The sequence below is a fragment of the Nonomuraea sp. NPDC050227 genome (genome assembly GCF_044459705.1).
Lineage (GTDB): Bacteria > Actinomycetota > Actinomycetes > Streptosporangiales > Streptosporangiaceae > Nonomuraea.
This window is the reverse complement of record NZ_JBITJF010000008.1, coordinates 423,912-449,439: the sequence shown is the minus strand read 5'-3', so window position 1 is coordinate 449,439 and position 25,528 is coordinate 423,912. Positions and strand designations below refer to the sequence as shown.

Below are 25,528 nucleotides of genomic sequence, written 5' to 3'. Positions count from 1 at the left end.
GCGGGCGCGTCCGGGCCTGTCTGGAGGGGGGTTGGGCCAGGGGCGTACGCGGTCGGGCCTGGGCGGTGGGGGCCTGGACCGGGGGTGTGCGCGTCCGGGCCTGGGGGGTGAGGGCCTGGACCGGGGGCGGTCATGCCTCGGACCGGGGGAAGCGGGCGGTCACCTGGAAGCCGCCGCCCTCGCGGGGCCCGGCGGTGAGCCGGCCGCCCGCCTCGGTGACGTGGGCGCGCATCCCGGCCAGCCCGCGGCCCTCGGCGGCGCCGTTCCAGCCCGCGCCGCGGTCGGACACCTCCAGGACGAACGCGCACGGGCCGTCGGCCAGGCGCACCGAGGCCCTGGTCGGGCCGGCGTGCCGGAGCACGTTCGTGAGGGATTCGCGGACCACCCGGTAGACGGCGTCCTTGAGATGGGCGGGCACGGCGGGATCGGCAGGCTCGACGTCGACCGGCAGGCCCGCGGCGCGTACGCCGGCGATGAGGCCGGGCAGGTCGGAGGCCGGCGGGTCGATGCCGTCGAGCGCGGCGCGCAGGTGGGCCAGGGCGGTGGTGCTGGTCTCCCTGATCGCCCGGAGCGAGGCCCGTGCCTGCTCGGGGTCGTCGTCGAGGACGACGAGCGCGAGCCCGGCCTGCATGGCGATGGCGGCGAGCCCGTGACCGGCGGCGTCGTGCACCTCCCCGGCGATCCGCGCCCGCTCGGCCGCCACCACCTCGGCCTCGCCGAGCAAAGCCCCCGACCGCCCGAGCGCGGCGTCCGCCTGCCCGAACCCGATTTCCGCCGCGTGCGGGACGGTCTGCGGGACGGCCCCCGCTGTGTGCGGGACGGCGTCCGCCGTGTGCGGGACGGTCTCCGCTGTGTGTGGAGCGGCGTCCAGCGTGTGCGGAGCGGCGTCCGGCGTGTGCGGGGTGGCGGTCGCGGAGGCATCGGCGGTGGCGGCGGGCCGGACGGGACGAACGGTGGCGGCGGGATGGGCGACCGCGGGCGCCGGGATCCCCCAGGCCGCACCCACCGGCCAGGCCCCGCGCCCCGAAGCCGCATCCCCGCCCCCCGGACCGCACAACGCCCCGCCCCCACCAACGGGCACACCCGGGACGAACGCGGACGGCGACGAGGAGGGGGAAGTGAGCGCGGACGGCGACGCGGCGTGCGAGGCGAGCGCGGACAGCGGCGTGCTGTGGGGGGCGAGTGCGGACGGCGGTGGGGCGGTGTCGGAGGCGTGGGACGAGGGCGGGGGCTCGGCGTCGGCGGCGGCCGCCGCTGCCGCGGCCCTGGCCTGCGCGAGGCCGCTGAACGACCACGGGACGGCCAGCCACCCGGCCCAGGCCAGCATGACGACGACCGGGACGTCACCCGCCCGGCTCAGGCGCGACAGCGCCGCGACCGACCTGCGCAGGCGCCCGCCGCGTTGCGTGTGCTCGCTCACCATCCCCCACCCGGCCAGGCTCGTGTCGCCCCGATCCTAGCGAGTTCTGGGCGGCACGGTCCGATCACCGCCCGCCCGGCCGCCCCGAGACGATCTTGACGACAGGGCCCGGATCAGCCCCTCGGGCCCGCACACGCCCCTCGACGAGGGACTGCCCGCCGATCGGGCTCAGCACCCGGCCGGTCAGCCGGTGTCGGGGTGGCGGTCGGCGTCAGCGCATCCGGTCGGTCAGCCGGTGTCGGGGCGGGGCCCCGGGTCAGCGCATGCCGTCGGTGAGCCAGCGCAGGGGGTTGTCGTGGGTGATCAGGCGGATGACGTCCTCGCCGGTGCCGGCCTCGCGCAGGCGGGGGAGCAGGCTGTGGAACAGGTGGGCGTAGCCGCAGCCGCCGTACCGCTGGACCTGGGCCACGCGGCTCAGGCCGGTGCTGAGGAGCAGGCGGTCGGCGTGGCCGTCCTCGATGAGGCCGAGCGCGATCCTGGCCGCCTGGTCGGGGCCGAGCGCCAGGACGCTGAGGCTGACGTACGCGCCCGCCTCGGCGATCTTGCGGGCGCCGCCCAGGTCGCCGGAGTAGCCGGCGGCCACGCGGGAGCCGGGCAGGTTCTCGCCGAGCAGGATCTCCAGCAGCGCCGGGGCGTTCTGGCCGTGGGTGGCGACGGGCAGGCGCGACTGCCGGGAGGCGCGGGCGGCGGCGCGCAGGCAGCGCTCCTCGCGGGCGGTGGGCTCGGCGCCCCAGCTGCCGACCTCGCCGATCACGCCGGGGAAGACACCCGTGCCGTCCACGCCGCTGGAGATCTCGGTCATCAGGCGCCGGGTGAGCTGCTCGACGTCCTCGTCGCCGACGTCGGTGAACGGCTGGGCGAAGAAGCCGGTCGAGGCGATCACCGGCACCCGGCTGCCCGCCGCGATGCGGGCCAGGGCGGCGGCGTCGCGGCCCATGCCGAGACAGGTGAGCTCGACCACCAGGTTGAGCTCGTCGGACTGGCGCAGCTCGCGGAGCTCCGCGGTGACAGTGGTCTCCTCGTCGAGCCAGCGGTGGGGGTCGGAGTCGATGCCGACCGCCCAGCGCATGTCGTTGCGCAGGTGCTCGTGGGGGAGTACGGCGCCGTTCACCGCTGCCGCGCGGATCGGGCCGGTGACGGTGCGAAGGATGACCTCGGGCATAGCCGACATTAACCGATAGTTGCCGGAATACCCTTACTTCTGGCGGGAAATTTTACTCTTCGTCCTGTTTGGCGGCCTGCTAGTGGTCTGCAAGTGTTCCTGCCAATGTGGGCCGTATCCTGAGAGGCAGCCGACGACACGGGGGAGACGTGCCGATCCAGAACTCCGAGACGGGCGACGCCGACGTGATGAAGGACGAGGCCGCCGGCCGCTCTGCCATGCCCGCCCGCCGCGGCGGTCTGAAGGGCCGGCTCGACGGCATACGGTCCACCCGCGCGGGCGCGCTCACGCTGAAGATCGTGGTCGGCGTCATCGGCGCGGTGATGGTGGTCGGCGGCCTGATCATGGTGCCGTTCCCCGGGCCGGGCTGGCTCGTGGTGTTCGCCGGGCTGGCGGTGCTGGCCACCGAGTTCCACTGGGCCCACCGGGTGCTGGAGTTCGGCAAGCAGACGCTGCACGCCTGGACGCAGTGGTACAAGCGGCAGGGCTGGACGGTGCGCATCCTCGTGCTGCTGGTGACCGTGGCCGCCGCCGCGGTGATCGTCTACTTCGGCATGCTGACGCTCGGCATCGACCTGCTGGAGATCGCCCAGCGTTTCGTCTAGTTCCGCGGGGGCTTTCAGACCGGGTCGTTATCGTTCCCGGAATCGCCGCCTTTCCCTGCCTATTCTGCGGGCGTGCTCGCTCACCTAGCCGTCGCGCTGTCGCTGACGTTCCTCGCCCCGGCCGCCGCTCGGGCCGACCTGACGTTGCCGGAAACCGGCGGCATGAAATATCACGAGAAATCGGGCGACCCGGTACGGCTCAGCGCGTACGGCCTCGGCACCGGCCGCACCTACCTGCGCGCCGCCACCGGCGACTCCTTCACCCGGCAGAAGGGCCTGTCGGAGGTGGCGGTCTCGCCGGACGGCCGCCTGACGGCCGGGGTGCCGTCGTCCTACCGGGCGGGCTACGACTCCGTGGTCGTCACCGACCGGGCCACCGGCAAGACCGCGCGGATCCGTACCGTCAAGAAGCCCATGACGGCGGCCTACGCCTCCTGGTCCAGGGACGGCAGGAAGCTCGCGCTCACCGTCGAGCAGAAGAGCGGCGGGACGTGGCGGGTGCTCGGCTTCACGGTGGTGGACGTGCGCGCGGGCACCGCGAGCACGGTCCGCGTCGCGGGCCTGGCCCGGAAGGCCGGCTTCTGGTGGAGCCCCGACGGCAACCTCGTCAGCATGTACGGCACCGGCCTGCGCATCTACCGCCCCACGGACGGCGCGGTGCTGCGCACGTACGCGGACGTGGGCCTGCCGACCGGCCCCGAGGACTCCTACGCGCCCTCGGGCAAACGCCTGACGACGTGGTGCCCCTCGCGGTTCAAGGAGCAGGTGTGCCTGCTCGACCTGGCCACCGGCACGATCGCCCAGCGCGTGGCCGTCAAGCCGGCGGCCCTGTTCGGCTGGTGGGACGACACCCATCTGATCGCCGTCACGACGGCCGGGAAGGGCCGCCGCCTGTCGGTGCTCGACCTGACCGGCCGGACGACGCGGGTGCTCGCGGATGTGCCCGCCGCCACCTGGGCCGCCGAGCTGTGGGTCAACTTCGCCAGGACCCGGGTGTCATAGGTACAGGCCCGTGCCGTGGTCGGTCTCCTGGGTGGCCACCGCGTGCAGGTCACGCTCGCGCATGACGAGGTAGACCCGCGCGTGCACCTCGACCTCGAACTGGTCTTCCGGGTTGAACAGCACCTTGTCGCCCACCTTGACCGCGCGCACGTTCGTGCCGACGCCGCAGACCTCGCCCCACGACAGCCGGTTGGCCATCTTGACCGTCGCGGGGATGACGATCCCGGAGCCGCTGCGCCGCTCCTCGGCCTCCTGCTCCAGCCGGATCATCACTCGATCGTGCAGCATCTGAATCTCGAACTTGGGCGCTTCCACGGGTCACAGTTTACGAGCCGCCGCAGCTCCGGAATCCCGCGGTCGTCCCAGGTCCCGCCTTCCCCGGGGATGGGGTCACGGCAGCAGGAGCTCGGCGTACACCGGACGGTGGTCGCTGCCGACCGGCGCGAGCACCCGGAAGTCCCGCACCGCCATGCGGTCGCCGGCCAGCACGTGGTCGATCGTCACGCCGGGCAGCGGGCCCCATCCGCCCCACGTCGTGGACAGGCCGCGGCCCATGGCGTCGGCCGCGTCGCGGTAGCCGGCGGCCAGCAGCTCGCGCAGCGGGAGGTGGTCGAGGGTGGCGTTGAAGTCGCCGGCCAGCACGCGCAGCCGTCCGCCGCCGCGCGGCAGGCGCTCCAGCCCCGCCAGCCAGCACGGCTGCCGGCCCGTCCGCTTGGGGGCGCACGGATGCACCGAGACGATCTCCACCCGGGCCCCGCCGGGGTGCGTCAGCACGGCCGTGGCCTGGCCGAACCCGCCCGCCTCGATCAGCTCGCCGGCGGTGAGGGGATGGCGGGCGTACACGGCCGAGCCGCCCACGCCCTTGGCGCGCCACGTCACCGCGTACGGCAGCAGCTCGCGCAGCCCGGCCGCCGTCAGCCGCCGCTCGGCGAGGGGCGTGAACTCCTGCAACGTCAGCACGTCCGGCCGCAGCGACCTGACCTGCGCGGTCAGCTCGGCCGCGTCGGCCGTGCCGACCAGCAGGTTGGCGGCCAGCACGCGCAGCGGCGCGCCGTGGGCGGCCGGCGCGGGGTCGGGCAGCGCGCGGGGCAGCACCGCGACGCCCAGCGCCAGCACCGTGACCAGCGCGACCGCCCCCGCCGCCCACCGCCGCAGCAGCCCGGCGAGTGCCAGGCCCAGCGCCGCCCCCACCGCCGCGTGCGGCGTGAACGCGACCACCGGCACCCACGGCCAGTCCGGCTCGAACCCGCTCAGGCGCACCGCCGCCCAGACGGTGAACGGCGTCACCGCGATCCAGCTCATCCAGCTACGCACGTTCTGTATCGCCATATGTCGTGAAAGGCGTTCACGGCGTGAGAAAGTGTGCTGCATGCGCGACGTGGAAGCCCGGGTCCTGAACGCCATCGACGAGGCGGAGACCGTCGGCCTGCTGGCCGAGACGGTGCGCGTCCCGAGCGTCACGGGCACCGACGCCGAGTCCGACCTCCAGCACCGCTTCGCCCGCCTGCTCACCGAGGCCGGCCTGGACGTGGACGTCTGGAAACTCGACCTCGCCGACCTCACCGCGCGCGCCGGTTTCCCCGGCACCGAGGCCCCCAGGCAGGAGGGCTACGGCGTCGTCGCCGTGACCGAGGGCGAGGGCGTGCCGGCGCTGGCCCTCCAGGGCCACGTGGACGTCGTCCCGACCGGCGACCTGGCCAAGTGGGAGGGCAGCGACCCGTTCGCCGCCCGGATCACCGGCGACGTGCTGCACGGCAGGGGCGCCTGCGACATGAAGGCCGGCCTGGTGGCCAACCTGGCCGTCGTGCGGGCGCTGAAGCGGGCGGGGGTGCGCCTGGCCAGGCCCCTCGCGGTGCACTGCGTGATCAGCGAGGAGGACGGCGGCCTCGGCGCGTTCGCCACCCTGGCCAGGGGCCACACGGCGGAGGCCGCGGTGATCACCGAGCCCACCAGCGGCGCGGTCATCACCGCCAACGCCGGCGCGCAGACCTTCCGGCTGGAGGTCGCCGGCCGCGCCGCGCACGGCGCCACGCGGTACGAGGGCGTCAACGCGATCGAGGTCTTCTGGCCGGTGTTCGAGGCGATCAGGCGCCTGGAGGCCGACCGCAACCGGGACGTGCCGGAGCTCTTCGGCGCCAACCCCATGCCGTACCCCATCGAGGTCGGCACCGTGCGGGCCGGCGACTGGGCGAGCACCGTGCCGGACCTGCTGGTCGCCGAGGGACGCCTCGGCGTGCGCCTGGACGAGGACCCGGCCGCGGCGCGGGCGGCCTTCGAGGAGGCCGTCGCCTCGACCGGCCATCCGTGGCTGCGGGACAACCCGCCCGCAGTGACCTGGCCGGGCGGCCAGTTCGCCAGCGGCCGGCTGCCCGCCGGGCACGAGCTGCTCGGCGCGGTCGACCAGGCCGTCGCCGACGTCGCGGGCCGCCGTCCGGCCGAGGCGGCCGCGCCGTACGGGAGCGACCTGCGCCTGTACGCGGCGGGCGGCGTCCCGACCCTGCACTACGGCCCGGGGGACGTCCGGTTCGCGCACGCGCCCAGGGAGCAGGTCGAGCTGGCCGAGCTGCGCGAGGTCACCCGCGCGCTGGCGCTGCTCGCGGTGCGCCGCTGCGGCGTACTGTGAGCAGCTCCCGGTACGACGGTCACAGGGATGACTCGACCGGCAGGCCGGCCCCGACCCAGTCCTCGATGCCCTCGACGTACCGGCGCACGTCGGTGTAGCCGAGCGCGGTCAGCCGGTTGGCCACGGCCTTGCTGTTGCCGCAGGCCGGGTTGGAGCAGTAGGTGACGATGGTGGCGTCCTTGTCGGGCAGCAGCTCGGCGGCGCGCTCGGCGACCTCGCTCTCCACCAGGGCGACGGCCCCGGGCAGGTGCTGCTGGGCGTAGTAGGAGCCGCCGAGCGTGTCGAGCACGGTCACGCTGCCCAGACGGGCGTGCAGCTCCTCGCGGGTGATGGTCATTGTGGCCTCCGAGCGAAATGGACTAGAGTCCGGATGTGTGAATGGCCAGGAACCTAACGGACCGCAGTCCGGTTCGTCAAGCGAGTCGCTGGAGCTGCTGACCGGCAAACCGGTCAGGGAACGCGCGGACGCGGCCCGCAACAGGGAGAAGGTGCTCGCGGCCGCCGCGCGGCTGTTCGCCGAGAAGGGCGTGGAGGCCGTGTCGATGGACGCGGTCGCCGCCGAGGCGGGCGTCGGCAAGGGCACGCTGTTCCGCCGGTTCGGCGACAAGTCCGGGCTGGCGGTGGCGCTGCTGGACGCCCGCGAACGCGACCTGCAAGAGCGCGTGCTGTCGGGGCCGCCGCCCGTGGGCCCCGGCGCTCCGGCCGCCGAGCGCCTGACCGCCTTCACGGCCGCCTACCTCGACTACCTCTACGCCCACCTCGACCTGGTGCGGATGTCTGAGACGGCCAGCCCGGGGGCCCGCTACCGCATCGGCGCCTACCGCTTCTGGCACCGCCACGTCGCGATCCTGCTGGCCGAGGCCCGGCCCGGCGGCGACGCCGACGTGCTCGCCCACACCCTGCTGGCCGCGATGGGCGCGGAGGCGGCCGGGGTGCTGCGCGAGGAGTACGGCCGCGAGCGCGCGACCGCGGGCATCACGGCCCTGGCCGCCGCCCTAGCCCAGCCGGTCTAGCTCAGGCGGTCCGGCTCAAGTGGTTCGGGTCAGGCGGGGGCGGCCACCCGCCGCCGCGCCTCGGGCACGATCATCGGCGTGCCCGACTGCGGGTCCTGGATGATCTCGCACCGCAGGTCGAACACCCGGTGGACCAGCTCGGGCGTGACGATCTCGGCCGGCACGCCCTCGGCCACGACCTCGCCGGCCCGCATGACGATCAGGTGGGTGGCGTACCGGCACGCCTGGTTGAGGTCGTGCAGCACGGCGACCATGGTCCGGCCGGCCTCGTGCAGGTCGGCGCAGAGGTCGAGCACCTCGATCTGATGGGAGATGTCCAGGAACGTGGTGGGCTCGTCCAGCAGCAGGATCGGCGTCTCCTGGGCCAGCGCCATGGCCAGCCACACCCGCTGCCGCTGCCCGCCGGACAGCTCGTCCACGATCCGGTCGGCCAGCCCGGCGACGTCGGTCGCGCGCATGGCCTCGGCCACGGCCGCCTCGTCGGCCCTCGACCACTGGCGCATGAGCCGCTGGTGCGGGTAGCGGCCGCGGGCCACCAGGTCGGCCACGCTGATCCCGTCGGGCACGATCGAGCTCTGCGGCAGCAGGCCCAGCCGCCGCGCCACCTCCTTCGACGGCAGCGCGGTGATCACGCTGCCGTCCAGGTGCACGGCGCCCTTCCTGGGCCTGAGCATCCTGGCCAGCGCGCGCAGCAGCGTGGACTTGCCGCACGCGTTCGGGCCGATGATCACGGTGAAGGACTCGTCCGGGATGGCCACGCTGAGCTCGGTGGCCACGACGCGCTGGTCGTAGGCGAGGGTGAGGCCGGTGCCCGACAGGCGGTGGTCAACCATCAGTGACGATCCTTTCGCAGGAGCAGCGCGAGGTACGTGCCGCCGACGGCGGCGGTGACCACCCCGACGGGAAGCTGGGTCGGCGCGAGCAGCCGCTGGGCGACCAGGTCGGAGGCGGTCAGCAGCACCGCGCCCATGAGCGCCGAGGCGCCCATCGTGACGCCGGGGGAGCGGGTCAGCCGGCGGGCGATCTGCGGCGCGGCCAGCGCGACGAAGACGACGGGCCCGGCCGCCGCGGTCGCCACGCCGGTCAGCAGCACCCCGGCGGTGATGGCCGCGGCCCGTACGGCCTCGACCTTGACGCCCATGGCCCGGGCCGCGTCGTCGCCCATCTCGATCATCCGCATCGGCCGCGCCACCAGCGCGCACACCGGCAGCAGGACGGCCAGCGCCACCGCGACCGGGATCGCGTGGTCCCACCCGCGCCCGCCGAGGCTGCCGGTCAGCCACGCGCCCGCGGTGGCCGCGTCGTTGATGTTGGCCCTGGTCAGCAGGTAGTTGTTGACCGCCAGCAGCAGCGTGTTGGCGCCGATGCCGACCAGCACCAGCCGGTAGCCCTGCACGCCGCGCCGGAAGGCCAGCGCGTAGACCAGGACGGCGGTGACCACGCAACCGGCCAGCGCGCCGCCCGCGATCGTCATGGCCGAGCCGCCCCCGACGACGGCGAGGATGCCGCCCGTCGAGGCGCCGGCGGTGAAGCCGATGAAGTCGGGGCTGCCCAGCGGGTTCTTGGTCAGGCTCTGGAAGATCGCGCCGCCCGCCCCGAACGCCGCGCCCACCAGCAGCCCGGTGACCACGCGCGGGGCCCGCAACCTGCTCACGATCAGCTCGGCGACCGGCGTGCCCTGGCCGAACAGGGCGTCCAGGATGTCGGGCACTGAGACGGTGAACTCGCCGGTGGCGATCGCCGCCACGCCCACCCCGCAGCCGACCGCCACGAGGGCGGCGCAGACGAGCAGGGACCGGGGCGCGAGCCGTACGGACCAGGGGCCGAGACGTACGGTCACAGCGCCGCCACCCGCCTGCGCCGGGCCAGCAGGATGAAGATCGGCGCGCCGATCACCGCCCACACGATGCCCACCTGCACCTCTCCCGGACGCGCGATCAGCCGCCCGACGACGTCGGCGCCCAGCAGCAGCACGGGCGCGGCCAGTGCGGAGTACGGCAGCACCCACCGCTGGTCGCCGCCGACCAGCGCGCGCACGGCGTGCGGCACGACCAGCCCGACGAACCACAGCGGCCCGGCGGCGGCGGTCGCGGCCCCGCACAGCAGCGTGACGGCCACGCCGGTGAGGACGCGCGTCCTGCCGACCGCGACGCCCAGCGAGCGCCCGGCGTCGTCGCCGAGCGAGAGCATGTTGAGCGGCCTGGCCAGTGTCAGCCCGAGCACCAGCCCCGCCACCATGAAGGGAGCCAGCCGCGCCAGCGTGTCCGCGTTCTGCCCGGCCAGCGAGCCGGTCAGCCAGAACCGCATCCGGTCGAAGGTCTGCGCGTCCATGCGCAGGATCGCCGAGGCGACGGCCGTGAACACCATGCCGAGCGCGACCCCGGCCAGCGCCAGGCGTACCGGTCCGGCGCCGGAGCGGCCGGCCGCGGCCAGCGCGTAGACGACGACGGAGGCCACCGCGGCGCCGCCGAAGGCGAACCAGACGTACACGGCGGGGTCGGAGAGGCCGAACAGGCCGAGCGCGAGCGTGACGCCGAGCGCGGCGCCCTCGTTGATGCCGAGCAGCCCCGGGTCGGCCAGCGGGTTGCGGGTCAGGCTCTGGATGAGCGCCCCCGCCAGGCCCAGCGTCGCGCCGACGCCGATGCCGAGCAGCGTGCGCGGTATGCGCAGCTCGCGGATGACGACGTGGTCGCTGGAGCCGTCGGGGGCGAGCAGCGCGTCGATCACCGTCGAGAACGGCACCGACCGCGCCCCGAGCGCCACGCTCGCCATCGCCACCAGCGCCAGCACCCCCGCGGTCACGACCAGCCCGCTCACCAGCACGGACGCGGAGCGGCGCGGCCGTGGCCCCTCCCCGGTCCCCGCCGCGGAACCGGATCGGTGTTCCACGGTCCCCGCCGGACGCCCGCCGGCGGGCTCAGCCGTGTCCTCAGCCGGGCGCACCCGACCCCCTCTCGTAGCGGTCAAACTTAGGCAAGGCTAATCTAATGTCTCCGTAAGAAGGCAAGCCTAACCTTAGGAGCTGGACATGTCGGGACCGGTATTCGCGCGCAGAAGCTTCCTGGCCGCCACGGCAGGGCTCGCGGCGGCCCTGACGCTGTCGGCCTGCGGCGGCGGCACCCGGGCGGCGGGCGACGGCGGCGCCACCGCCTCGGCCGCGCCCGCCGCGCAGGGCTGGACGTTCACCGACGACCGCGACAGGAAGCTGGACCTGCCCAAGCGCCCGTCCCGGGTGGTGGCCCAGGTGGGCGCCGCCGCCGCGCTGTGGGACTTCGGCGTGCGCCCGGTCGCCGTCTTCGGCCCGCACAAGCTCGCCGACGGATCCAGGGACCCGCAGGTCGGCAACGTCGACATCGCCAAGGTCGAGGGCCTGGGCAACGTGTGGGACGAGTTCAACGTCGAGAAGTACATCTCCCTCCAGCCCGACCTGCTGGTCAGCGGCATGTACGTCAAGGGCGACCTCTGGTACGTGCCGGCGAAGTCGAAGGAGACCATCGAGCAGGTCGCCCCCACCGCCGGCGTCATGCTCACCGGCCGCAGCGCCACCCAGGTGATCGGCAGGTACGAGGAACTGGCCAGGTCACTGGGCGCCGACCTCCAGGGCGTGCCCGAGGCCAAGGCCCGCATGGAGGCCGCGACCAGGGAACTGGCCGCCTTCAAGGACCTCAAGATCCTCATGATGTCCGGCGGCGCCGACGCCATGTGGGTCGTCAACCCGCCCGAGTACCCCGACATCGTGCATCTCACCGAGAACGGCCTGGACGTCGTCAAGCCCGCGAAGGTCGACGAAGGTGGCTTCTTCCAGACCCTGAGCTGGGAGAACGCCGACACCTACGACGCCGACGTGATCCTCTACGACACCCGCACCCAGTCGCTCAAGCCCGAGGAGATGCTGAAGAAGCCCACCTTCGCCAAGCTCCCGGCGGTCAAGGCGGGCCAGTTCTACCCGTGGCGGGCCGAGGCCCCCTTCAGCTACCAGGGCTACGCCGCGTTCCTGGAGGAGCTGGTGTCGAACCTGAAGAAGGCCAAGAAGCTTCAGTAGGCCCCGCGCACCTCGACGATCTCGGCGAGCGGGAACTCCAGGTAGTCGCCGGCCTCCTCGCACCAGGCGTCGAGCGCCCCGGCGCGCAGCTCGCCATGGCTGATCGTGGCCGTCAGGCCGTCGGCCAGCGTGATGGCCGCCCGGACTCCCCGGTCGACGACGAAGCCGAGCAGCGACTGCTGGGCGGTCGGCAGCCTGGTCGCCATCCTGCCGATGACCGCCCAGGTGCGGCCGTGCTTGCCGGAGTCGTCCCGGCCGGCCGCGACCAGGCGGCGGGCGTGCTCGTGCGGGTCGGGGGCGGGCTCGGCGATCACGTACGGCGCGTGCGGCTGCGAGCCGGGCGTGAACTCCGACAGCTCGGCCACCTGCCCGCCGGGCAGCAGGATCAGCTTGCCGTTGTGCGGCTCCTCGGCCCTGGCCCGGTGGATGGTGATCTCCCCGGTGTCGGAGACGGGCACGGGGGAGTAGCCGTTCTCGCGCAGGGCGGCCAGCGTGCGCTCGGCCGGGGCCGCGCTGATCAGCACCGTGGGAGCCAGCAGCCGCAGGCCCAGCCGGGCCAGCCGCCGGTGCCCGGCGATCTCGGCGAGCAGCGCGGTGTCGCCCGCCTGCACGACGCAGCCGACCGTGGAGACCGTCACCTCGCCGTGCCGGCGCGCGGTGTCGCGCACCAGGTACTCAAGGGGCTGCGGGATCGTGCCGACCGTGGCCAGCTCGTCGAGCAGCTCGTCGGCGTCGTAGCCGTGGTCGAGCGCGCCGCGCACGCTCTCGGTGGTGAAACGCCACACCGAGGCCGCGCCGCGCGACTCGCGCTCGGCCACCCGGTCGAGCAGTGCCGCCAGCTCCGCCGACGGCGGCCCGGTCACCACCGCGGTGAGGTCGGGCCCGAACAGCGCGCTCCTGCGCACGCTGGCCAGCGCCCTGGTGGACGCCTCGGCCAGCACCGGATCGTGCTCGACCTGCGGGACGGCGTCGTCGTTCTCGTCGCCGGGGTCGGCGGTCAGCCCGGCCAGGGCGCGGCCGAGGTCGGTGAGCGCGCCGTTGGCCAGCAGGCCGAGCAGCGTGGCCTCCTCCAGCACGGCCGGCGCGCACTCGGCCAGCAGCGCCTGGTCGAGCAGCGGGGCGTGCCAGTGGACGTTGCGCACGAGGCTGTCGCGGTCGGCGAAGGCGGTGCCGGCCGGCAGATGGGCCAGCGCCGCCAGCATGGCCCTGCGCACCCTGGCCACCGCGCTGCCCGAGGGGTCGTCGCCGAGCACGGTGGCGTACTTGCCGTCGACCTTGCGCAGGGACGACCGTTCCATCCGCCACCACGCCGACAGCAGCACCCGCAGCCGGGCCGAGCCCTCGTCGAGCCGCCAGCGGTCGAACCGCTCGGTGGGGATCATGCCGCCCGACTGCTCGTCCCAGGCCAGCAGCCTGGCCACCGCGCAGACCTCCAGCAGCAGGCGGGTCTCGTCCTCGTCGCAGCCGGTCTCCTTGGCCACCCTGCGGACCTCGCGCACGCCCACCCCGCCGGTCTTGAGCAGCGGCAGCGGGGTCTTGGAGGTGTTGTCGAGCAGGGCCGCGCAGCGCTCGACCACGTGCGGGGCGGCCAGCGTCATCAGGTGGTCGACCTCCTCCGGGTCGACCGGGATCGAGGCCACCTCGGGCGCCTCGGGCTGGAACGGCGGATGGTAGGCGGGGCCGCGCAGGCACAGCGCCACCTCGCGGGGGATCTCGGCGACGTGCCAGCTCGGGCGGAACAGCAGGCCGTGGTCGGCGCACCACTTCTCCGGCGTGCCGGGGGTGACGAACCGGCCGCCGTCGACGTCGCGGGCGGGGCCGTCCCAGGCGAGGCGGCCGAGCAGCGCGAGCGTGCCGTCGGGGGCGGTGGCCGTCAGCCGGTCGAGGCGGCCGGGGTCGGACAGCAGCTCGATGACGCGGGCGATCGTGCGCCGCTTGTTGCCGTGGGCGGGCAGGCCGAGCACGCGGGCCAGGGCGCGCAGGGCGTCGTTGCTGATCGTCCAGGAGTTGAGGTAATGCTCCAGCGGCTCGCCCAGGCCGAGCGGCGCCGCCCACCAGCGCGCCACGCCCTCGGCCAGATGGATCACGCCGTCGGCGTCGGGCCAGGCCAGCGCGTGGTCGTACAGATGGTCGAGCCAGGGGGCCACCGTCTGGCCCGGGACGCCGAGGAAGGCGGCCAGCCCCTCGGGCGTCGGCCGGCTCATGGTCAGGCCCGCCTCGGCCAGTTGCAGGGCGGGCAGCGGCAGCCCCCGCATGGCCTCCATGACGGCGAAGCCGTTGCCCAGGCGCTGGGCCAGCGTGTCGAGCCTGCGGGGCCAGGGCGGCGCGATGGCGTCGGGCCTGTTGGCCAGGATGCGGGCAAGCCGGATTTCGTCTAGTGTGCGCAGCCAGCCGAGCAGGTGATCTTCCATCTGTCAGCACTCTCATGGGGTCGCGTGGGACTCACCGTGAGCCATGACCATCCACGGTAGTGCAGAGCACCCCTCTCTCAGGAGAGGACCGCCCAGACGATCTTGCCGTGGGGCGCGAGTGCCGACCACCCCCAGCGGAGGCTGAGTGATTCGACGATGTGGAGACCCAGGCCGCCGGTGTCAAGGGGGCCAGGGTATCGCAGCACGGGCACCGAGGTGCCGGGATCGGTGAACGCGCTGGTGACGAGCGAGCCGCGGCGCACCAGGGACATGTGGACCGGGCGCTGGCAGTGGGGCTCGTCGAGGCGCAGACCGTGGCGCAGGGCGTTGGTGGCGAGCTCGGAGACCACCAGCTCCATGTTCTCGGCCAGCTCGCCGAGCCCCCAGCCGGACAGGGTCCCCGTGGTGAAGCTGCGCGCGGAGTGGACCGAGGACGCGGTGGGCGGGAGCACGTACGTGGCGCTCGCGGACGGGCCGGTCACCAGGAGATCGCGAGCCGCCTCCGGCCACCAGCCGACGGGCGGCCACCAGTCGAACGTGGTCCACTGGCCGGACGCCGTGGTGGATTGCACGTGATCATTCTGCGGCAATCTCTCGTGCAGGTGCAAGAGCGAATGCACGTGCAGACAACTCGTGCAACCGCTACGGTTCTCCTCAAGTGGTCAATATGGGGGAAAGGGGATCTTGTCTGCGGCCCATGATCTTTCGGCCGCCAAGTGACAGACTGTGTCTTCAAGGAAACGACACAAGGAGCAGCACGTGTCCATTGATCCGCCCGGCTCCGGCTCGACCGTTCGGCGCATCATGCTGGGTGCGAGCCTCAGGCGCCTGCGCGAGGCCTCTGGGCTCGACCGCGGCCAGGCCGGGTTCCACATCCGGGCGTCCGAATCCAAGATCAGCCGCATGGAGCTCGGGCGTGTCGGGTTCAAGACACGTGACGTGGAGGACCTGCTCACCCTGTACGGCGTCGTCGACGATGCCGAACGCCGTGCCCTGCTGGAGATGGTCCGCGAGGCCAACACCCCCGGGTGGTGGCACAAGTACTCCGCCGAGCTGCCCTCGTGGTTCACGACGTACGTGGGCCTGGAGGAGGCCGCGAGCGTGATCCGTACCTATGAGGTGCAGTTCGTGCCCGGCCTGCTGCAGACGGCCTCGTACGCGCGATCGGTCTTCCAGCTCGGCAATCCCGACGCGAGTCCGGACAAGATCGAGCGCCGCGTGCACATGCGCATGCAGCGCCAGGAGCGCTTCACCCAGAAGGACGGCCCCAAGCTGTGGGCCGTCATCGACGAGGCGGCGCTCAAGCGGACCATCGGCGGGCGAGAGGTCATGTCCGAGCAGCTCCAGCATCTGCTGGAAGTCGCCGCCCTGCCCAACATCACCCTCCAGGTGATGCCCTTCAGGTTCGGCAAGCACGCCGCCGAGGGGGGCGCGTTCAGCATCTTGCGGTTTCCCGAGTCCGATTTGTCGGACGTTGTCTACGTCGAGCAGCTCTGGGGTGCCCTGTACCTGGACAAACGTGAGGACATCGACCCGTACCTCACCGCCATGGAGCAACTGTGCGTGGAAAGCACCACGCCAGGGGGCACCGTCGAGCTCATCGGCGGTCTTCTCAGAAAGATGTAGATGAACCACACCTACAACGGCATGCCCGCGGCCGACCTCACCCAGGTCGCCTGGCGCAAGAGCCGCTACAGCAACTCGCAGGGCAACTGCGTGGAGCTCGCGGAGCTTCCCGACGGAGGGATCGCGGTCCGCAACTCGCGCTTCCCCGACGGTCCTGCTCTCATCTATACCCGCGACGAGATCCGGGCCCTGGTGCTCGGCGCGAAGGACGGCGAGTTCGACGGCCTCCTCGTGTAACGGCCTGTTCACCTCCGGCGCGCTCCCGTAACGGGGGCGCGCCGGTGGCGTAACCGGCGGGGAATTTCCGCAGGTCAGGATGTCGTACATGCTCGACCAGATGAACCTGTACCCGATCGCCGACGACGTGCTGCTCGCGCCGGGCGGCAAGGTCGTGGTCCGCACGTACGGCGTGGCGCCCGCGGGCGCCGCCATCTCCTACCGCACCTGGGTGACCGGCCTGCGCGACCAGCCGCGCTACTGGCACTGGGGCCACTTCGAGGACGCCGCCTCCGGGCACCGCCGGGTGCTGGAGTGGCTGACCGGCAGGGGGCCGCGGCCTTCCCAGGCGCTGACCTGATCGCTATCCTCGTGCCAAGCAAATGCTTGGTAGAGGAGGCGTGGTGCGGCGCGCGATCCACCTGCTCGAAGAGGTCGACTTCCGGCCGATGAACTCCAGGCGGCCGCTGGAGTACCTGACCTGGCTGACCCGCTACAAACGCGAGGACGAGAGCCGCGCCGGGCCCGCCCTGACCACCGGCATGTCCATCAGGTCGCGCGAGATCGACCTCGTCGGCGCCTTCTACGCCGTGGGCATCACCGGCCACCCCCAGTTCAAGGCCGTCACACTGTGGGACTGCCACGGCGGGTGGGACGGCGGCTGGCGTCAGATGATGGACATCTACCAGGGCGTGGACGAGCGCCTGTTCCTGTCCGACATCGACGACCTGCGCTTCTCCGCCTTCTCCAGGCCGCTCGGCGCCGCGCCGGGCTGCCCGCCGCTCGCCGAGGCCCCCGCCGCCGAGTTCTACCTCTTCGAGAGCGCCCGGGTCCGCCCCGGGGCCGCGCTGGACTACCTGGACGCCGTCCGCGCCGAGCGCGCCCCGCTGCTGGCCGAGCACGGCCACACCCTGACCGGCCTGTACGAGGTGCTGTTCTGCGACACCGAAGCCGTCACCATGTGGGCCGTCTCGCTGGACGACCACCTGGCCACCCAGCGCGCCCGCGACGCCGCGCTCGGGCTCGACGACGAGGTCCCGCCCGATTCCCGGCTGCTCGACTGGGGCAGGCGGGCCCGCGGCTACCTCGAAGGCCCCTGGCGCGAGACCCTGCTCGCGCCGTTCCCCGGCAGCCGTCTGGCGCGGGAACCGCGGCCGGGTTAGCGTCGGCTGCGGAGGCAGCCATGACGGACCCGTACCTCTACGGCGTGGGCGAGGCCGGGGGCGTGGCGTCCGTGACCGTGCCGTACGCCGAGCAGGTGGCGCTCATGGACGACCTGCTCGCCGAGCTGAGCCCGGCCCAGTGGGACGCGCCGATCGCCCGGCACGGCACGGTCCGCGACCTGGTCCGGCACCTGGCCGCCAACGACGCCACCGTGGCCTTCTTCATGGGCCTGCCCGGCGCGGGCGCGGCCCCGGAGCGCCGGCGCTGGCGGGAGCAGGCCGGGGCGCTGCTGGAACGGCTCTCCAGCGTCGGAGAGGTGCTGCTCGGGGTGGAGGTGGCGCTGGCGGGGGTGCGCCCGGCCCGCGCGCCGCTGCGGCAGGCCCTGGTCCAGCGCACGTTCGAGACCTGGACGCACGCCGACGACATCAGGGCCGCGACCGGCCGCCCGCCCGCGCCGCCGCATGCCGGGCACGTGCGCCTGGTCGCCGAGTTCGGCCTGGCGCTGCTGCCCCGGGCGCTGCGGGGGCCGCGCCGCGACGTCTCGGTCACCGTCGTGCTGACCGGGCCAGGGGGCGGCACCTGGACGGTCCCGCTCTCGCGCACCCCGGGCCGGGACGCCGGGCTGATCTCGGCCGGCGCGGTGGACTTCTGCCGGCTGGTGGCCGGCCGGTGGCCCCCGGACGCCTTCCCGCACGCGTCGGAGGGCGACCGGGACCTCGCCCGCGACCTGATCCGCGCCGCCGCCACCCTCGGCTGCGACTGACGGGTCTCCTCAAGGGGCCGCGCCCCCGGCCTCCCCCCTCAGGCCACCGGCGAGTTCCAGCTCAGCAGCACCGGTTCGGCGTGCTCGAAGCCGAGCCGGGAGTAGGTGCCGGTGTCGAGCCGCAGCAAACGGCCGTCCGCCGGGTCGAGGCCGAGCCAGCGGGCGGCCAGCACGCGCAGGAAATGGCCGTGCGCCACCAGCACGACCCGCCCCTCGGCCCCGCGGGCCCGCTCGATCACCCGGTCGGCGCGCGCGGCCACCTCGGCGGCGCTCTCGCCGGGATGCTCCGCGTCGCCGGGGATCACGCCGTCACGCCACAGGTACCAGCCGGGCCGGGTCTTCCTGATGTCCGGCGTGGTGATGCCCTCGTAGCCGCCGTAGTCCCACTCCCACAGGTCGGGGTCGACCTCGTAGTCCGTCAAACCGGCCAGCTCCGCCGTACGGCGGGCCCGCTGCGCGGGGGAGACCAGCGCCAGCCCGAACGCGGACGCCTTGACCAGCGGCGCCAGCGCCCTGGCCTGATCCTCCCCCTCGGGCGTCAAGGGCAGGTCGGTACGGCCGGTGTGCCGGCCGGCCGTGCTCCATTCGGTCGCTCCGTGCCTCAGCAACAACATCTCATCCATGAGGTCCATCATCCGGCAGAGCCGCCAGCTCCTCGACGACAGGGGTGAAGGCGGCCAGGTCACGCTCGTGGTGCAGCACGAAGTAGGTGACGCCGTGCGCCTCGCGCCAGTGGCGCAGCTGGTCCGCGATGTCGCGGCGGGTGCCGAGCAGCACCTGCGGCGTGTCGCCGAGGCCCGAGCTGTCGGCGGCGCTCCACGACTCCTCCGGCTTGCGCTCGCCCACCTGCATCACGCTGGTGCCGATCTCCAGCAGGTGGTGGCGGGGGCTCCGCCGCAGCAGCGCCAGCTTGGCGAGGAACGCCTCCGGTCCGGCGTCGCGCGGGTCGGGGCCGGTGCCGTCCGCCTTGACGCGGGTGCCGAGGTTGACGATGTCGGCGTGCTCGGCGGCCAGGGCCAGCATGCGGGGGCCGCCGCCGCCCAGCAGGATCGGCGGGCGCGGGCGCTGCACCGGCCGGGGCTCCTGCTCCAGCCCGGCCAGGCGGTAGTGCGCGCCCTCGTACGTCAGCGGGCCGCCGTCCCACAGGCCCTTGATCACCTCCAGGGCCTCGCGCAGCCGGTCGAGGCGCACGCCGGGCGGGTCGAGCCGCAGCCCGGCCCGGTCGTACTCGTCGGCCATCCAGCCGGTGCCCAGGCCGAGCTCCAGGCGTCCGCCGGAGAGCAGGTCCAGGGTGGCGGCCTCCTTGGCCAGCACGGCCGGGTGCCGGAAGTCGTTGGCGAACACCAGCGTGCCGACGCGCAGCCGGGTGGTGGCGCAGGCCGCCGCCGTCAGCGCCGCGACGGGCGCGAAGCGCGGTCCGACCAGATGATCGGGCACCAGCAGCACGTCGAAGCCGGACGCCTCCAGCCGCCTGGCCCGCTCGGCCCACTCCTTGCCGGACCGCGCCCCGCGCAGCACCGCACCGAACCTGAACCGTCGCACGGCATCCTCCTCGACCCGGATCTTACCAAGCGCTTGCTTGGAGTGGCACACTGGTGGCCATGGAGATCCCGGTACGCCAGGCGACGGACGACGAGGTGGCGTTCTTCGGCGAGCACGGCTGGGTCCGCCTGGACCGGCTGGTCGCCCCGGACGCGGTCGGCGAGCTGCGCGAACGGGCCCGCGAGCGCCTGCGGTCGCGCAGCCGGGCCGGGGACACGCCGGTCGACCGGGCCTTCGGGCAGTCCCGCGACGTCGCCGCCGAGGACGAGCTGTTCGGCGCGCTGAGCACCAGCCCGGCCATGGGCCGCAACGCCGTGCGGCTGCTGGGCGGGGTGCGGGCCGTGCGCGTGCAGGTCACCAACCTGCTGGTCAAGGAGCCGGGCGAGCACGGCGCCACCGAGTTCCACCAGGACTTCCCGTGGATGCCCATGGACCGCTCGGCCATGCTGACCGTGTGGCTGGCGCTGGCCGACGTGCCCGCCGACATGGGGTCGCTGCGCTTCTACAGCGGCTCCCACCGCTGCGGCCTGCTCGGGCGCAGCTTCACCCGCGCCGGGGACGACCAGCTCAGCCAGCATCCCTGGCTCGCCGAGCTGGAGCTGTCGCCGCCGCTCGACCTGCGGGCCGGGGACGCCACCGTGCACCACGCGCTCACCGTGCACGGCGCGCCCGCCAACCGCCGCGACGCCGCCCGCCTGTCGTTCACCGTCACCTACTTCGACGCCGACGCCCTCTACACCGGGCTGCCGTACCGGCAGACCGACGGGCTCGGCCTGGAGGTCAACCGGCCCTTCGAGCACGAGAGGTTCCCGTGCCTGAGACCGTGAGGGGGCCGGTCGCCGACCTCGGGGCGACGCTGATGCACGAGCACGTGTTCGGGCTCAGCCCGGAGATCCTGTGGAACTGGCCGGACGTCCCGGAGGGCTGGGACCTGGAGCGGCGGGCGCGGGAGGCGGCGGCCAAGCTCGACGCGCTCAAGGCCGAAGGCATCGACACGATCGTCGACCTGACCGTCGTCGGGCTCGGCCGGTACGTCCCGGCGGTCCAGCGGGTGGCCGAGCTGACGTCGGTGAACATCGTGGCCGCCACCGGGCTCTACACCTACGACGCGCTGCCGCCGTACTTCGGGAACCGAGGGCCGGGGTCGCTGTTCGGCGGCCCGGACCGGCTGGCCGAGTTCTTCGTCCGCGACCTCGCCGAGGGGATCGGGCGGACCGGGGTGAAGGCGGCCATGCTGAAATGCGCCTCCGACCACCTCGGCATGACCAAGGGGTGCGAGCGGGTGTTCCGGGCCGTGGCCGAGGCCCACCTGGCCACCGGCGCGCCGATCACCACGCACTCGCACAGCGCCTCCAGGGGCGGGCTGGAGCAGCAGCGGCTGCTCGGCTCGCTCGGCGTGGACCTGGAACGGGTGGTGATCGGGCACGCGGGCGACTCGACGGACCTGGCGTACCTGGAGGAGCTGGTGGCGGGTGGCTCCTACCTGGGCATGGACCGGTTCGGCATCGAGACGATCAGCTCGTTCGAGGACCGGGTGGCGGTGGTGGCGGCGATGTGCGAACGCGGCCACGCCGGAAAAATGGTTCTAGGTCACGATTCGTACTGTTTCAATGACCGGTTCGACCCCGACGTCGTACGGCGTCGCCATCCGAACTACCACCTCCTGCACATCTCCCGCGACGTCGTGCCCGAACTGCGCAGCCGCGGCGTCACCGGCGACCAGCTCCACCAGATGCTCGTCGACAACCCCAGGAGGATCCTGCGATGACCTCTGCGACGCCCCCCGCTTCGGCGCAGGACTTCGACGTCGCCGCCGACTGGCACGTCGCCGCGCCGTACGACTTCCTGCGCCGCCTGCGCGCCGGACGGCCGGTGTTCCGCAGCGAGCACCTGGGCGCGTACGTGCTGACCCGCCACGCCGACGTGCGCGCCGCGTACGGCGACCCGGCCCGCTTCTCCTCCGAGGGCTCGCTCACGATCTCCCGCAGCCTCACCCCGCAGACCCGCGCCAAGCTGGGCGAGCACGGCTCGTTCCTGTCCAGCTTCGTGGCCAACGTGGACCCGCCCGACCACACCCGCCTGCGCCGCTCGGTCTCCCGGGCCTTCACGCCGCGGGCCGTCGCCGCCATGGAGGAGCGCTTCCGGCGGCTGAACGAGGACGTCCTCGACCGGGTCGCGCCGAGGGGCCGGGCCGACTTCGTCGCCGAGATCGGGCACGAGCCGTCGGTCAAGCTGACCGCCCGCTTCATCGGCGTGCCCGCGGCCGACGAGGCGTTCGTGCAGGCGCACGTCAAGGACTGGTTCATGCTGTTCCTGTCGCCGCAGCCGCCGGCCCGCCAGCTTGAGCTGGCCGACAGCTTCCTGGCCTACCTCGACTACGTCGACCGCCTGGTGGCCGCCCGCGCCAAGGACCCGCGGGACGACTTCACGTCCCTGATGACCTCGCTGATCGGCGACGAGCTGAGCCGTCGTGAGGTCGTCGAGCTGATCTCCACGATCCTGCTCGGCGGCAACGACACCGTCCCCAACCAGCTCGGCAACAGCGTCCTGCGGCTGCTGCGCGAGGACGCCTGGCCGGTGCCGCCGGACCTGATCCCGGGGGCGGTCGAGGAGTGCATGCGGATCGACGGCGCCTCCCTGGGCTCCTTCCGGCACGCCGTCCAGGACGTCGTCCTGCACGGCGTGACGATCCCGGCGGGCTCGCTCGTCCTGCTGTCCACCGACTCCGCCGGGCACGACGAGACCGTCTTCCCCGACCCGGACCGGTTCGTGATCGACCGTCCCAACGCCGCCGACCACCTGGTGTTCGGGTACGGCATCCACTTCTGCGTCGGGGCCGCGCTCGGCCGCCTGCAGCTGCGCACCGCGCTCGACGTCCTCGGGCGCCGCCTGCCCGGCCTGCGGCTCGCCCCGGACGCGCCCGTCGCCTACCGCAGGTCGCTGGTGGGGCGCGGGCTGAGCGCGCTGGAGGTGGAGTGGTGACCGCGGATCCCCCGAACGGGCGGTTCGGCGGGCGGGTGGCGCTGGTGACGGGGGCGGGGTCCGGCATCGGCGCGGCGTGCGCGGCCCGGCTGGCCGCCGAGGGCGCCCGGGTGGGCGTGCTCGACCTGCGCGCCGCCCCCGCCCGGGCCACCGCCGCCGCCGTACGGGCCCGGGGCGGCGCCGCCATGGCGCTGACCTGCGACGTGTCGGACGAGAAGCAGGTGGCGGAGTCGGTGGCCGCGCTGGTGGCCGCCTTCGGCCGGGTGGACGTGCTGCACTCCAACGCCGCCTGCCTCGACCGCGACGTCTACGGCCGCGACCGCGACCTGACCGCGATGGACGCCGCCGTCTGGGACCGCACGATGGAGGTCAACCTGCGTGGCGCGATGCTGCTGGTCAAGCACGTCGTCCCGGTGATGCGCGACGGCGGCGCGATCGTCCTGACCTCCTCGGTGTCGGGCCTGACCGGAGACGTGGACCACGCCGCGTACGGCACCTCGAAGGCGGCCCTGGTGGGCTTCACCCGCTACGTCGCCACCATGTACGGCGCCCGCGGCATCCGCTGCAACGCCGTCGCCCCCGCCCTGGTCATGACCGCCGCCGCCGAGCGCGCCCTCACCCCCGGGCAGCTCGCCGACAAGGCCGCCGAACGCCTCCTGCCCTGGCCCTGCGCCCCCGAGGACGTCGCCGACCTGGTCGGCTTCCTGGCCTCGGCCGAGTCCCGCTGCATCACCGGCCAGACCATCGCCCTCGACGGCGGCACCCTCGTCCACCGCCCGGAACACGCCATCCACCGCTCCCGCGCCTGACCGCAGGGGCCGGTGGGCGGGAGCCCGGACAGGGGATCTAAGGTCTGGAGAAAAGCGGACTAAGGGGGACGGATGGAGCCGGTCGCGGTCGGGCTGATCGGGGCGGGGCCCTGGGCGGAGATGGCGCACGCGCCGATGCTGGCCAAGGGCCCCCACACCCGGCTCGCCGGCGTCTGGGCCCGCCGCCCCGAACAGGCCGTCAGGCTCGGCGCCCCGGTGTACGAGCGGGTCGAGGAGCTGTTCGACGCCTGCGAGGCCGTGGCGTTCTGCGTGCCGCCCGGCGTGCAGGCCGAGCTGGCCGTCCGCGCCGCCCACGCGGGCAAGGGGCTGCTGCTGGAGAAGCCGCTCGCCGACTCCGTCGAGGGGGCCATGCGGGTGGCCGAGGCCGTGGCGGAGACGGGCGTGCCCTCGCAGATGATGCTCACCATGCGCTACGCCACCCCGACCCGCACGTTCCTGGCCCGCTGCGCCGAGATCCAGCCGTTCGGCGGGCACGCCGCCAACATCTCCGGCGCGCTGCTCGGCGGCAACCCGTTCGCCACCCCGTGGCGGCTGGAGCGCGGCGCCCTGTTGGATGTCGGCCCGCACGTGATCGACCTGCTCGACGCCGCGCTCGGCCGGGTCGTCGGCGTGCGCGCGCACGGCAACCCGCTCGGCTGGACCGGCCTGCTGCTGGAGCACGAGGGCGGCGCGGTCAGCGAGGCGTCCCTGTGCATGGCGGCCGTCGGCGACCTGCCGCCCTCGACGTTCGAGGTGTACGGCAGGACCGGCAACGCCGTCCTGCTGCCCGGCGACGAGGACCCCTTCGAGGTCGTGGCCGAGGAGTTCGCCCAGACCGTCCGGCGCGGCGGCGGCCACCCGCTGGACGCGGCGCACGGCCTGCGCCTGCAGGAGATCATCGCCGCCGCGGAGGCGCAGCTCGCCGCCTGACCCCGGTGGCCTTCGACGCCTGCCCCCGGGGGTTTCGACGCCTGACCCCGAGACCCCTTGACGTCGAGGACGTCTGGGGCATTGATAACGTTTGTCCGACGCGCAGTGCTGCAGCGAAGTCCGGTGCGATTCCGGCGCTGTCCCGCAACTGTCATAGCCAGGTCGCCTGCCTCTGCGCCGACGTCATCAACCCTCGTGGAAAAGGGTGATCCGTCGCTCATCGCGGGTCTCTCGGTTCCGACAGTGTGAAAGGACTACTCGTGAGGCCCGTACGCACGGCCTTCGCGGGCGCGCTGCTGGGAACGCTCGTCCTGGCCGGATGCGGCCAGACCGGCGCCAATGTCGCCCCCTCCGAACCCCCCACCCCTACCACCGCGGCGGCGAGCACCGGGGACTTCCCGGTCACCGTCGAGGCGGGCAACGGCAAGGTCACCCTCGCCAAGAAGCCCGAACGCATCGTCTCGCTCTCGGCCACCCACACCGAGACGCTGTTCGCGGTCGGCGCAGGCCCCCAGGTCGTCGCGGTGGACGACCAGTCGAACTACCCGCCGGAGGCGCCCAAGAGCGACCTGTCCGGCTTCAAGCCGAACGTCGAGGCGATCATCGCCAAGAAGCCCGACCTGGTCATCCTCTCCAACGACCAGGACAAGATCGTCGCCGAGCTGGCCAAGGTGAACGTCCCCGTCCTGCTCGAACCGGCCGCCACCGGGCTGGAGGAGGCGTACGAGGAGATCAGCGAGATCGGCGCGGCCACCGGCAACAAGGCCAAGGCCGACGAGGTCGTCTCCGGCATGAAGGCGGCCATGGCCAAGCTGGCCGCCGACGCCCCCAAGGACAAGAAGCTCACCTACTACCACGAGCTGGACCAGACGCCGTACGCCGCCACGTCCAAGACGTTCATCGGCCAGGTCTACGGCATGTTCGGGCTGACCAACATCGCCGACCAGGCCCCGGACGCGGCGGGCGGCTACCCCAAGCTGTCGGCCGAGTTCGTCGCCCAGGCCGACCCCGCGCTGATCTTCCTGGCCGACGTCAAGTGCTGCCAGCAGAGCAAGGAGACGCTGGTCAAGCGGCCCGGCTGGAAGAACCTCTCGGCCGTCAAGAACGACCAGGTGATCCAGCTCGACGACGACCTCGCCTCCCGCTGGGGCCCGCGCGTCGTGGACCTGGCCCAGGCGATCGGCGCGGCCGTGGCCAAGGCCGGCGGCGCGGGCTGAG

General features: G+C 73.5%; 28 protein-coding genes. 16 read left to right on the top strand and 12 right to left on the bottom strand.

Annotated elements, in window-relative coordinates:
- Window positions 1–130: 130 nt before the first annotated feature.
- Both ACIBK9_RS31125 and ACIBK9_RS31120 read right to left on the bottom strand, forming a co-directional pair.
- A complete protein-coding gene (locus ACIBK9_RS31125; protein ID WP_397162328.1) occupies window positions 131–1,423 on the bottom strand; it encodes a sensor histidine kinase in 1,293 nt (430 codons plus the stop codon).
- A 253-nt stretch (window positions 1,424–1,676) separates the two neighbouring features.
- Complete coding sequence (locus ACIBK9_RS31120; RefSeq protein WP_358302470.1) at window positions 1,677–2,582, bottom strand: aryldialkylphosphatase; 906 nt, start codon at window positions 2,580–2,582, stop codon at window positions 1,677–1,679.
- 149 nt (window positions 2,583–2,731) lie between these two features.
- On the opposite strand from ACIBK9_RS31120, the gene ACIBK9_RS31115 reads away from it, so the two are divergent.
- Together ACIBK9_RS31115 and ACIBK9_RS31110 are read left to right on the top strand one after the other, a co-directional pair.
- Window positions 2,732–3,187: a TIGR02611 family protein gene (locus tag ACIBK9_RS31115; protein ID WP_397162327.1), complete on the top strand. Its 456-nt coding sequence runs from the start codon at window positions 2,732–2,734 to the stop codon at window positions 3,185–3,187.
- A gap of 72 nt (window positions 3,188–3,259) precedes the next feature.
- Complete coding sequence (locus tag ACIBK9_RS31110; protein WP_397162326.1) at window positions 3,260–4,189, top strand: TolB family protein; 930 nt, start codon at window positions 3,260–3,262, stop codon at window positions 4,187–4,189.
- Here the strand turns inward: ACIBK9_RS31110 and ACIBK9_RS31105 are convergent.
- Window positions 4,184–4,504, bottom strand: coding sequence for a co-chaperone GroES (locus ACIBK9_RS31105; protein WP_357700902.1), 321 nt, complete (start codon window positions 4,502–4,504; stop codon window positions 4,184–4,186). The two genes, ACIBK9_RS31110 and ACIBK9_RS31105, sit on opposite strands and share 6 nt — an antisense overlap.
- 75 nt (window positions 4,505–4,579) lie before the next feature.
- Entirely contained in the window at window positions 4,580–5,491 is a 912-nt protein-coding gene (locus ACIBK9_RS31100) for an endonuclease/exonuclease/phosphatase family protein (RefSeq protein WP_397162325.1), read from the bottom strand.
- A gap of 67 nt (window positions 5,492–5,558) precedes the next feature.
- On the opposite strand from ACIBK9_RS31100, the gene ACIBK9_RS31095 reads away from it, so the two are divergent.
- Window positions 5,559–6,812 (top strand): ArgE/DapE family deacylase, encoded by a 1,254-nt coding sequence (locus ACIBK9_RS31095; RefSeq protein ID WP_397162324.1) that lies wholly within the window; start codon window positions 5,559–5,561, stop codon window positions 6,810–6,812.
- A 19-nt stretch (window positions 6,813–6,831) separates the two neighbouring features.
- Here ACIBK9_RS31095 and ACIBK9_RS31090 read toward each other — a convergent pair whose 3' ends face one another.
- Complete coding sequence (locus ACIBK9_RS31090) at window positions 6,832–7,149, bottom strand: rhodanese-like domain-containing protein (RefSeq protein ID WP_352323684.1); 318 nt, start codon at window positions 7,147–7,149, stop codon at window positions 6,832–6,834.
- Window positions 7,150–7,186: 37 nt separating this feature from the next.
- Here ACIBK9_RS31090 and ACIBK9_RS31085 point away from each other — a divergent pair, with 37 nt between their 5' ends.
- Window positions 7,187–7,825 carry a TetR/AcrR family transcriptional regulator gene (locus ACIBK9_RS31085; RefSeq protein ID WP_397162323.1) on the top strand — a complete coding sequence of 213 codons (639 nt, stop codon included), beginning with the start codon at window positions 7,187–7,189 and terminating at the stop codon, window positions 7,823–7,825.
- A 29-nt stretch (window positions 7,826–7,854) separates the two neighbouring features.
- Here the strand turns inward: ACIBK9_RS31085 and ACIBK9_RS31080 are convergent, their stop codons facing one another.
- From ACIBK9_RS31080 to ACIBK9_RS31070, 3 genes are read right to left on the bottom strand one after another with little or no spacing between them, the layout of a single operon-like run.
- Window positions 7,855–8,658, bottom strand: a complete 804-nt coding sequence (locus ACIBK9_RS31080) for an ABC transporter ATP-binding protein (RefSeq protein ID WP_397162322.1) — start codon at window positions 8,656–8,658, stop codon at window positions 7,855–7,857.
- The gene (locus tag ACIBK9_RS31075) at window positions 8,658–9,665 is read right to left on the bottom strand and encodes a FecCD family ABC transporter permease (protein ID WP_397162321.1); all 1,008 of its coding nucleotides are present in this window, start codon (window positions 9,663–9,665) and stop codon (window positions 8,658–8,660) included. Before ACIBK9_RS31075 ends, ACIBK9_RS31080 begins: the two co-directional genes overlap by 1 nt.
- A complete protein-coding gene (locus tag ACIBK9_RS31070; RefSeq protein ID WP_397162320.1) occupies window positions 9,662–10,642 on the bottom strand; it encodes a FecCD family ABC transporter permease in 981 nt (326 codons plus the stop codon). Before ACIBK9_RS31070 ends, ACIBK9_RS31075 begins: the two co-directional genes overlap by 4 nt.
- Before the next feature lie 211 nt (window positions 10,643–10,853).
- Here ACIBK9_RS31070 and ACIBK9_RS31065 point away from each other — a divergent pair, with 211 nt between their 5' ends.
- On the top strand, window positions 10,854–11,867 hold the full coding sequence (locus ACIBK9_RS31065; RefSeq protein ID WP_397162319.1) for an ABC transporter substrate-binding protein: 1,014 nt from the start codon (window positions 10,854–10,856) through the stop codon (window positions 11,865–11,867).
- On the opposite strand, the gene ACIBK9_RS31060 is transcribed toward ACIBK9_RS31065, so the two are convergent.
- Window positions 11,861–14,278 (bottom strand): helicase-associated domain-containing protein, encoded by a 2,418-nt coding sequence (locus ACIBK9_RS31060; protein WP_397162318.1) that lies wholly within the window; start codon window positions 14,276–14,278, stop codon window positions 11,861–11,863. The two genes, ACIBK9_RS31065 and ACIBK9_RS31060, sit on opposite strands and share 7 nt — an antisense overlap.
- A 77-nt stretch (window positions 14,279–14,355) precedes the next feature.
- Window positions 14,356–14,850, bottom strand: a complete 495-nt coding sequence (locus tag ACIBK9_RS31055) for an ATP-binding protein (RefSeq protein ID WP_387665912.1) — start codon at window positions 14,848–14,850, stop codon at window positions 14,356–14,358.
- A gap of 232 nt (window positions 14,851–15,082) precedes the next feature.
- Between ACIBK9_RS31055 and ACIBK9_RS31050 the strand changes: the two genes are divergently transcribed.
- From ACIBK9_RS31050 to ACIBK9_RS31030, 5 genes are all read left to right on the top strand, one after another.
- Complete coding sequence (locus tag ACIBK9_RS31050; protein WP_352323686.1) at window positions 15,083–15,904, top strand: helix-turn-helix transcriptional regulator; 822 nt, start codon at window positions 15,083–15,085, stop codon at window positions 15,902–15,904.
- On the top strand, window positions 15,905–16,141 hold the full coding sequence (locus ACIBK9_RS31045) for a DUF397 domain-containing protein (RefSeq protein WP_352323675.1): 237 nt from the start codon (window positions 15,905–15,907) through the stop codon (window positions 16,139–16,141).
- Window positions 16,142–16,229: 88 nt separating this feature from the next.
- Window positions 16,230–16,481, top strand: a complete 252-nt coding sequence (locus ACIBK9_RS31040) for a hypothetical protein (RefSeq protein WP_352353565.1) — start codon at window positions 16,230–16,232, stop codon at window positions 16,479–16,481.
- Window positions 16,482–16,524: 43 nt separating this feature from the next.
- The gene (locus tag ACIBK9_RS31035) at window positions 16,525–17,283 is read left to right on the top strand and encodes a hypothetical protein (RefSeq protein WP_397162317.1); all 759 of its coding nucleotides are present in this window, start codon (window positions 16,525–16,527) and stop codon (window positions 17,281–17,283) included.
- 20 nt (window positions 17,284–17,303) lie between these two features.
- The gene (locus tag ACIBK9_RS31030; RefSeq protein WP_397162316.1) at window positions 17,304–18,047 is read left to right on the top strand and encodes a maleylpyruvate isomerase family mycothiol-dependent enzyme; all 744 of its coding nucleotides are present in this window, start codon (window positions 17,304–17,306) and stop codon (window positions 18,045–18,047) included.
- Window positions 18,048–18,085: 38 nt separating this feature from the next.
- Here the strand turns inward: ACIBK9_RS31030 and ACIBK9_RS31025 are convergent, their stop codons facing one another.
- The gene (locus ACIBK9_RS31025) at window positions 18,086–18,670 is read right to left on the bottom strand and encodes a histidine phosphatase family protein (protein ID WP_352323671.1); all 585 of its coding nucleotides are present in this window, start codon (window positions 18,668–18,670) and stop codon (window positions 18,086–18,088) included.
- Window positions 18,663–19,589 carry a TIGR03621 family F420-dependent LLM class oxidoreductase gene (locus tag ACIBK9_RS31020; protein WP_397162315.1) on the bottom strand — a complete coding sequence of 309 codons (927 nt, stop codon included), beginning with the start codon at window positions 19,587–19,589 and terminating at the stop codon, window positions 18,663–18,665. The genes ACIBK9_RS31025 and ACIBK9_RS31020 overlap by 8 nt, the downstream gene beginning before the upstream one ends.
- A gap of 59 nt (window positions 19,590–19,648) precedes the next feature.
- Between ACIBK9_RS31020 and ACIBK9_RS31015 the strand changes: the two genes are divergently transcribed.
- The 6 genes from ACIBK9_RS31015 (at window position 19,649) to ACIBK9_RS30990 (ending at window position 25,527) form a co-directional block, all read left to right on the top strand.
- Window positions 19,649–20,416: a phytanoyl-CoA dioxygenase family protein gene (locus ACIBK9_RS31015; protein ID WP_397162314.1), complete on the top strand. Its 768-nt coding sequence runs from the start codon at window positions 19,649–19,651 to the stop codon at window positions 20,414–20,416.
- Window positions 20,401–21,357 carry a phosphotriesterase-related protein gene (locus tag ACIBK9_RS31010; RefSeq protein ID WP_358302417.1) on the top strand — a complete coding sequence of 319 codons (957 nt, stop codon included), beginning with the start codon at window positions 20,401–20,403 and terminating at the stop codon, window positions 21,355–21,357. The genes ACIBK9_RS31015 and ACIBK9_RS31010 overlap by 16 nt, the downstream gene beginning before the upstream one ends.
- Window positions 21,354–22,571, top strand: a complete 1,218-nt coding sequence (locus tag ACIBK9_RS31005) for a cytochrome P450 (protein WP_397162313.1) — start codon at window positions 21,354–21,356, stop codon at window positions 22,569–22,571. Before ACIBK9_RS31010 ends, ACIBK9_RS31005 begins: the two co-directional genes overlap by 4 nt.
- Window positions 22,568–23,380: an SDR family NAD(P)-dependent oxidoreductase gene (locus ACIBK9_RS31000; RefSeq protein WP_387665929.1), complete on the top strand. Its 813-nt coding sequence runs from the start codon at window positions 22,568–22,570 to the stop codon at window positions 23,378–23,380. The genes ACIBK9_RS31005 and ACIBK9_RS31000 overlap by 4 nt, the downstream gene beginning before the upstream one ends.
- A 72-nt stretch (window positions 23,381–23,452) precedes the next feature.
- The gene (locus ACIBK9_RS30995; protein ID WP_397162312.1) at window positions 23,453–24,310 is read left to right on the top strand and encodes a Gfo/Idh/MocA family protein; all 858 of its coding nucleotides are present in this window, start codon (window positions 23,453–23,455) and stop codon (window positions 24,308–24,310) included.
- 260 nt (window positions 24,311–24,570) lie between these two features.
- Entirely contained in the window at window positions 24,571–25,527 is a 957-nt protein-coding gene (locus ACIBK9_RS30990; protein WP_397162311.1) for an ABC transporter substrate-binding protein, read from the top strand.
- Window position 25,528 lies beyond the last annotated feature (1 nt).

What these genes read in the sequence shown, in the direction of transcription:
- ACIBK9_RS31125 (WP_397162328.1), bottom strand. Translation starts at nt 1,423, where the DNA reads ATGGTGAGCGAGCACACGCAACGCGGCGGGCGCCTGCGCAGGTCGGTC.
- ACIBK9_RS31120 (WP_358302470.1), bottom strand. Translation starts at nt 2,582, where the DNA reads ATGCCCGAGGTCATCCTTCGCACCGTCACCGGCCCGATCCGCGCGGCA.
- ACIBK9_RS31100 (WP_397162325.1), bottom strand. Translation starts at nt 5,491, where the DNA reads ATGAGCTGGATCGCGGTGACGCCGTTCACCGTCTGGGCGGCGGTGCGC.
- ACIBK9_RS31095 (WP_397162324.1), top strand. Translation starts at nt 5,559, where the DNA reads ATGCGCGACGTGGAAGCCCGGGTCCTGAACGCCATCGACGAGGCGGAG.
- ACIBK9_RS31090 (WP_352323684.1), bottom strand. Translation starts at nt 7,149, where the DNA reads ATGACCATCACCCGCGAGGAGCTGCACGCCCGTCTGGGCAGCGTGACC.
- ACIBK9_RS31080 (WP_397162322.1), bottom strand. Translation starts at nt 8,658, where the DNA reads ATGGTTGACCACCGCCTGTCGGGCACCGGCCTCACCCTCGCCTACGAC.
- ACIBK9_RS31065 (WP_397162319.1), top strand. Translation starts at nt 10,854, where the DNA reads ATGTCGGGACCGGTATTCGCGCGCAGAAGCTTCCTGGCCGCCACGGCA.
- ACIBK9_RS31060 (WP_397162318.1), bottom strand. Translation starts at nt 14,278, where the DNA reads ATGGAAGATCACCTGCTCGGCTGGCTGCGCACACTAGACGAAATCCGG.
- ACIBK9_RS31050 (WP_352323686.1), top strand. Translation starts at nt 15,083, where the DNA reads ATGCTGGGTGCGAGCCTCAGGCGCCTGCGCGAGGCCTCTGGGCTCGAC.
- ACIBK9_RS31045 (WP_352323675.1), top strand. Translation starts at nt 15,905, where the DNA reads ATGAACCACACCTACAACGGCATGCCCGCGGCCGACCTCACCCAGGTC.
- ACIBK9_RS31040 (WP_352353565.1), top strand. Translation starts at nt 16,230, where the DNA reads ATGCTCGACCAGATGAACCTGTACCCGATCGCCGACGACGTGCTGCTC.
- ACIBK9_RS31030 (WP_397162316.1), top strand. Translation starts at nt 17,304, where the DNA reads ATGACGGACCCGTACCTCTACGGCGTGGGCGAGGCCGGGGGCGTGGCG.
- ACIBK9_RS31025 (WP_352323671.1), bottom strand. Translation starts at nt 18,670, where the DNA reads ATGGATGAGATGTTGTTGCTGAGGCACGGAGCGACCGAATGGAGCACG.
- ACIBK9_RS31015 (WP_397162314.1), top strand. Translation starts at nt 19,649, where the DNA reads ATGGAGATCCCGGTACGCCAGGCGACGGACGACGAGGTGGCGTTCTTC.
- ACIBK9_RS31005 (WP_397162313.1), top strand. Translation starts at nt 21,354, where the DNA reads ATGACCTCTGCGACGCCCCCCGCTTCGGCGCAGGACTTCGACGTCGCC.
- ACIBK9_RS30995 (WP_397162312.1), top strand. Translation starts at nt 23,453, where the DNA reads ATGGAGCCGGTCGCGGTCGGGCTGATCGGGGCGGGGCCCTGGGCGGAG.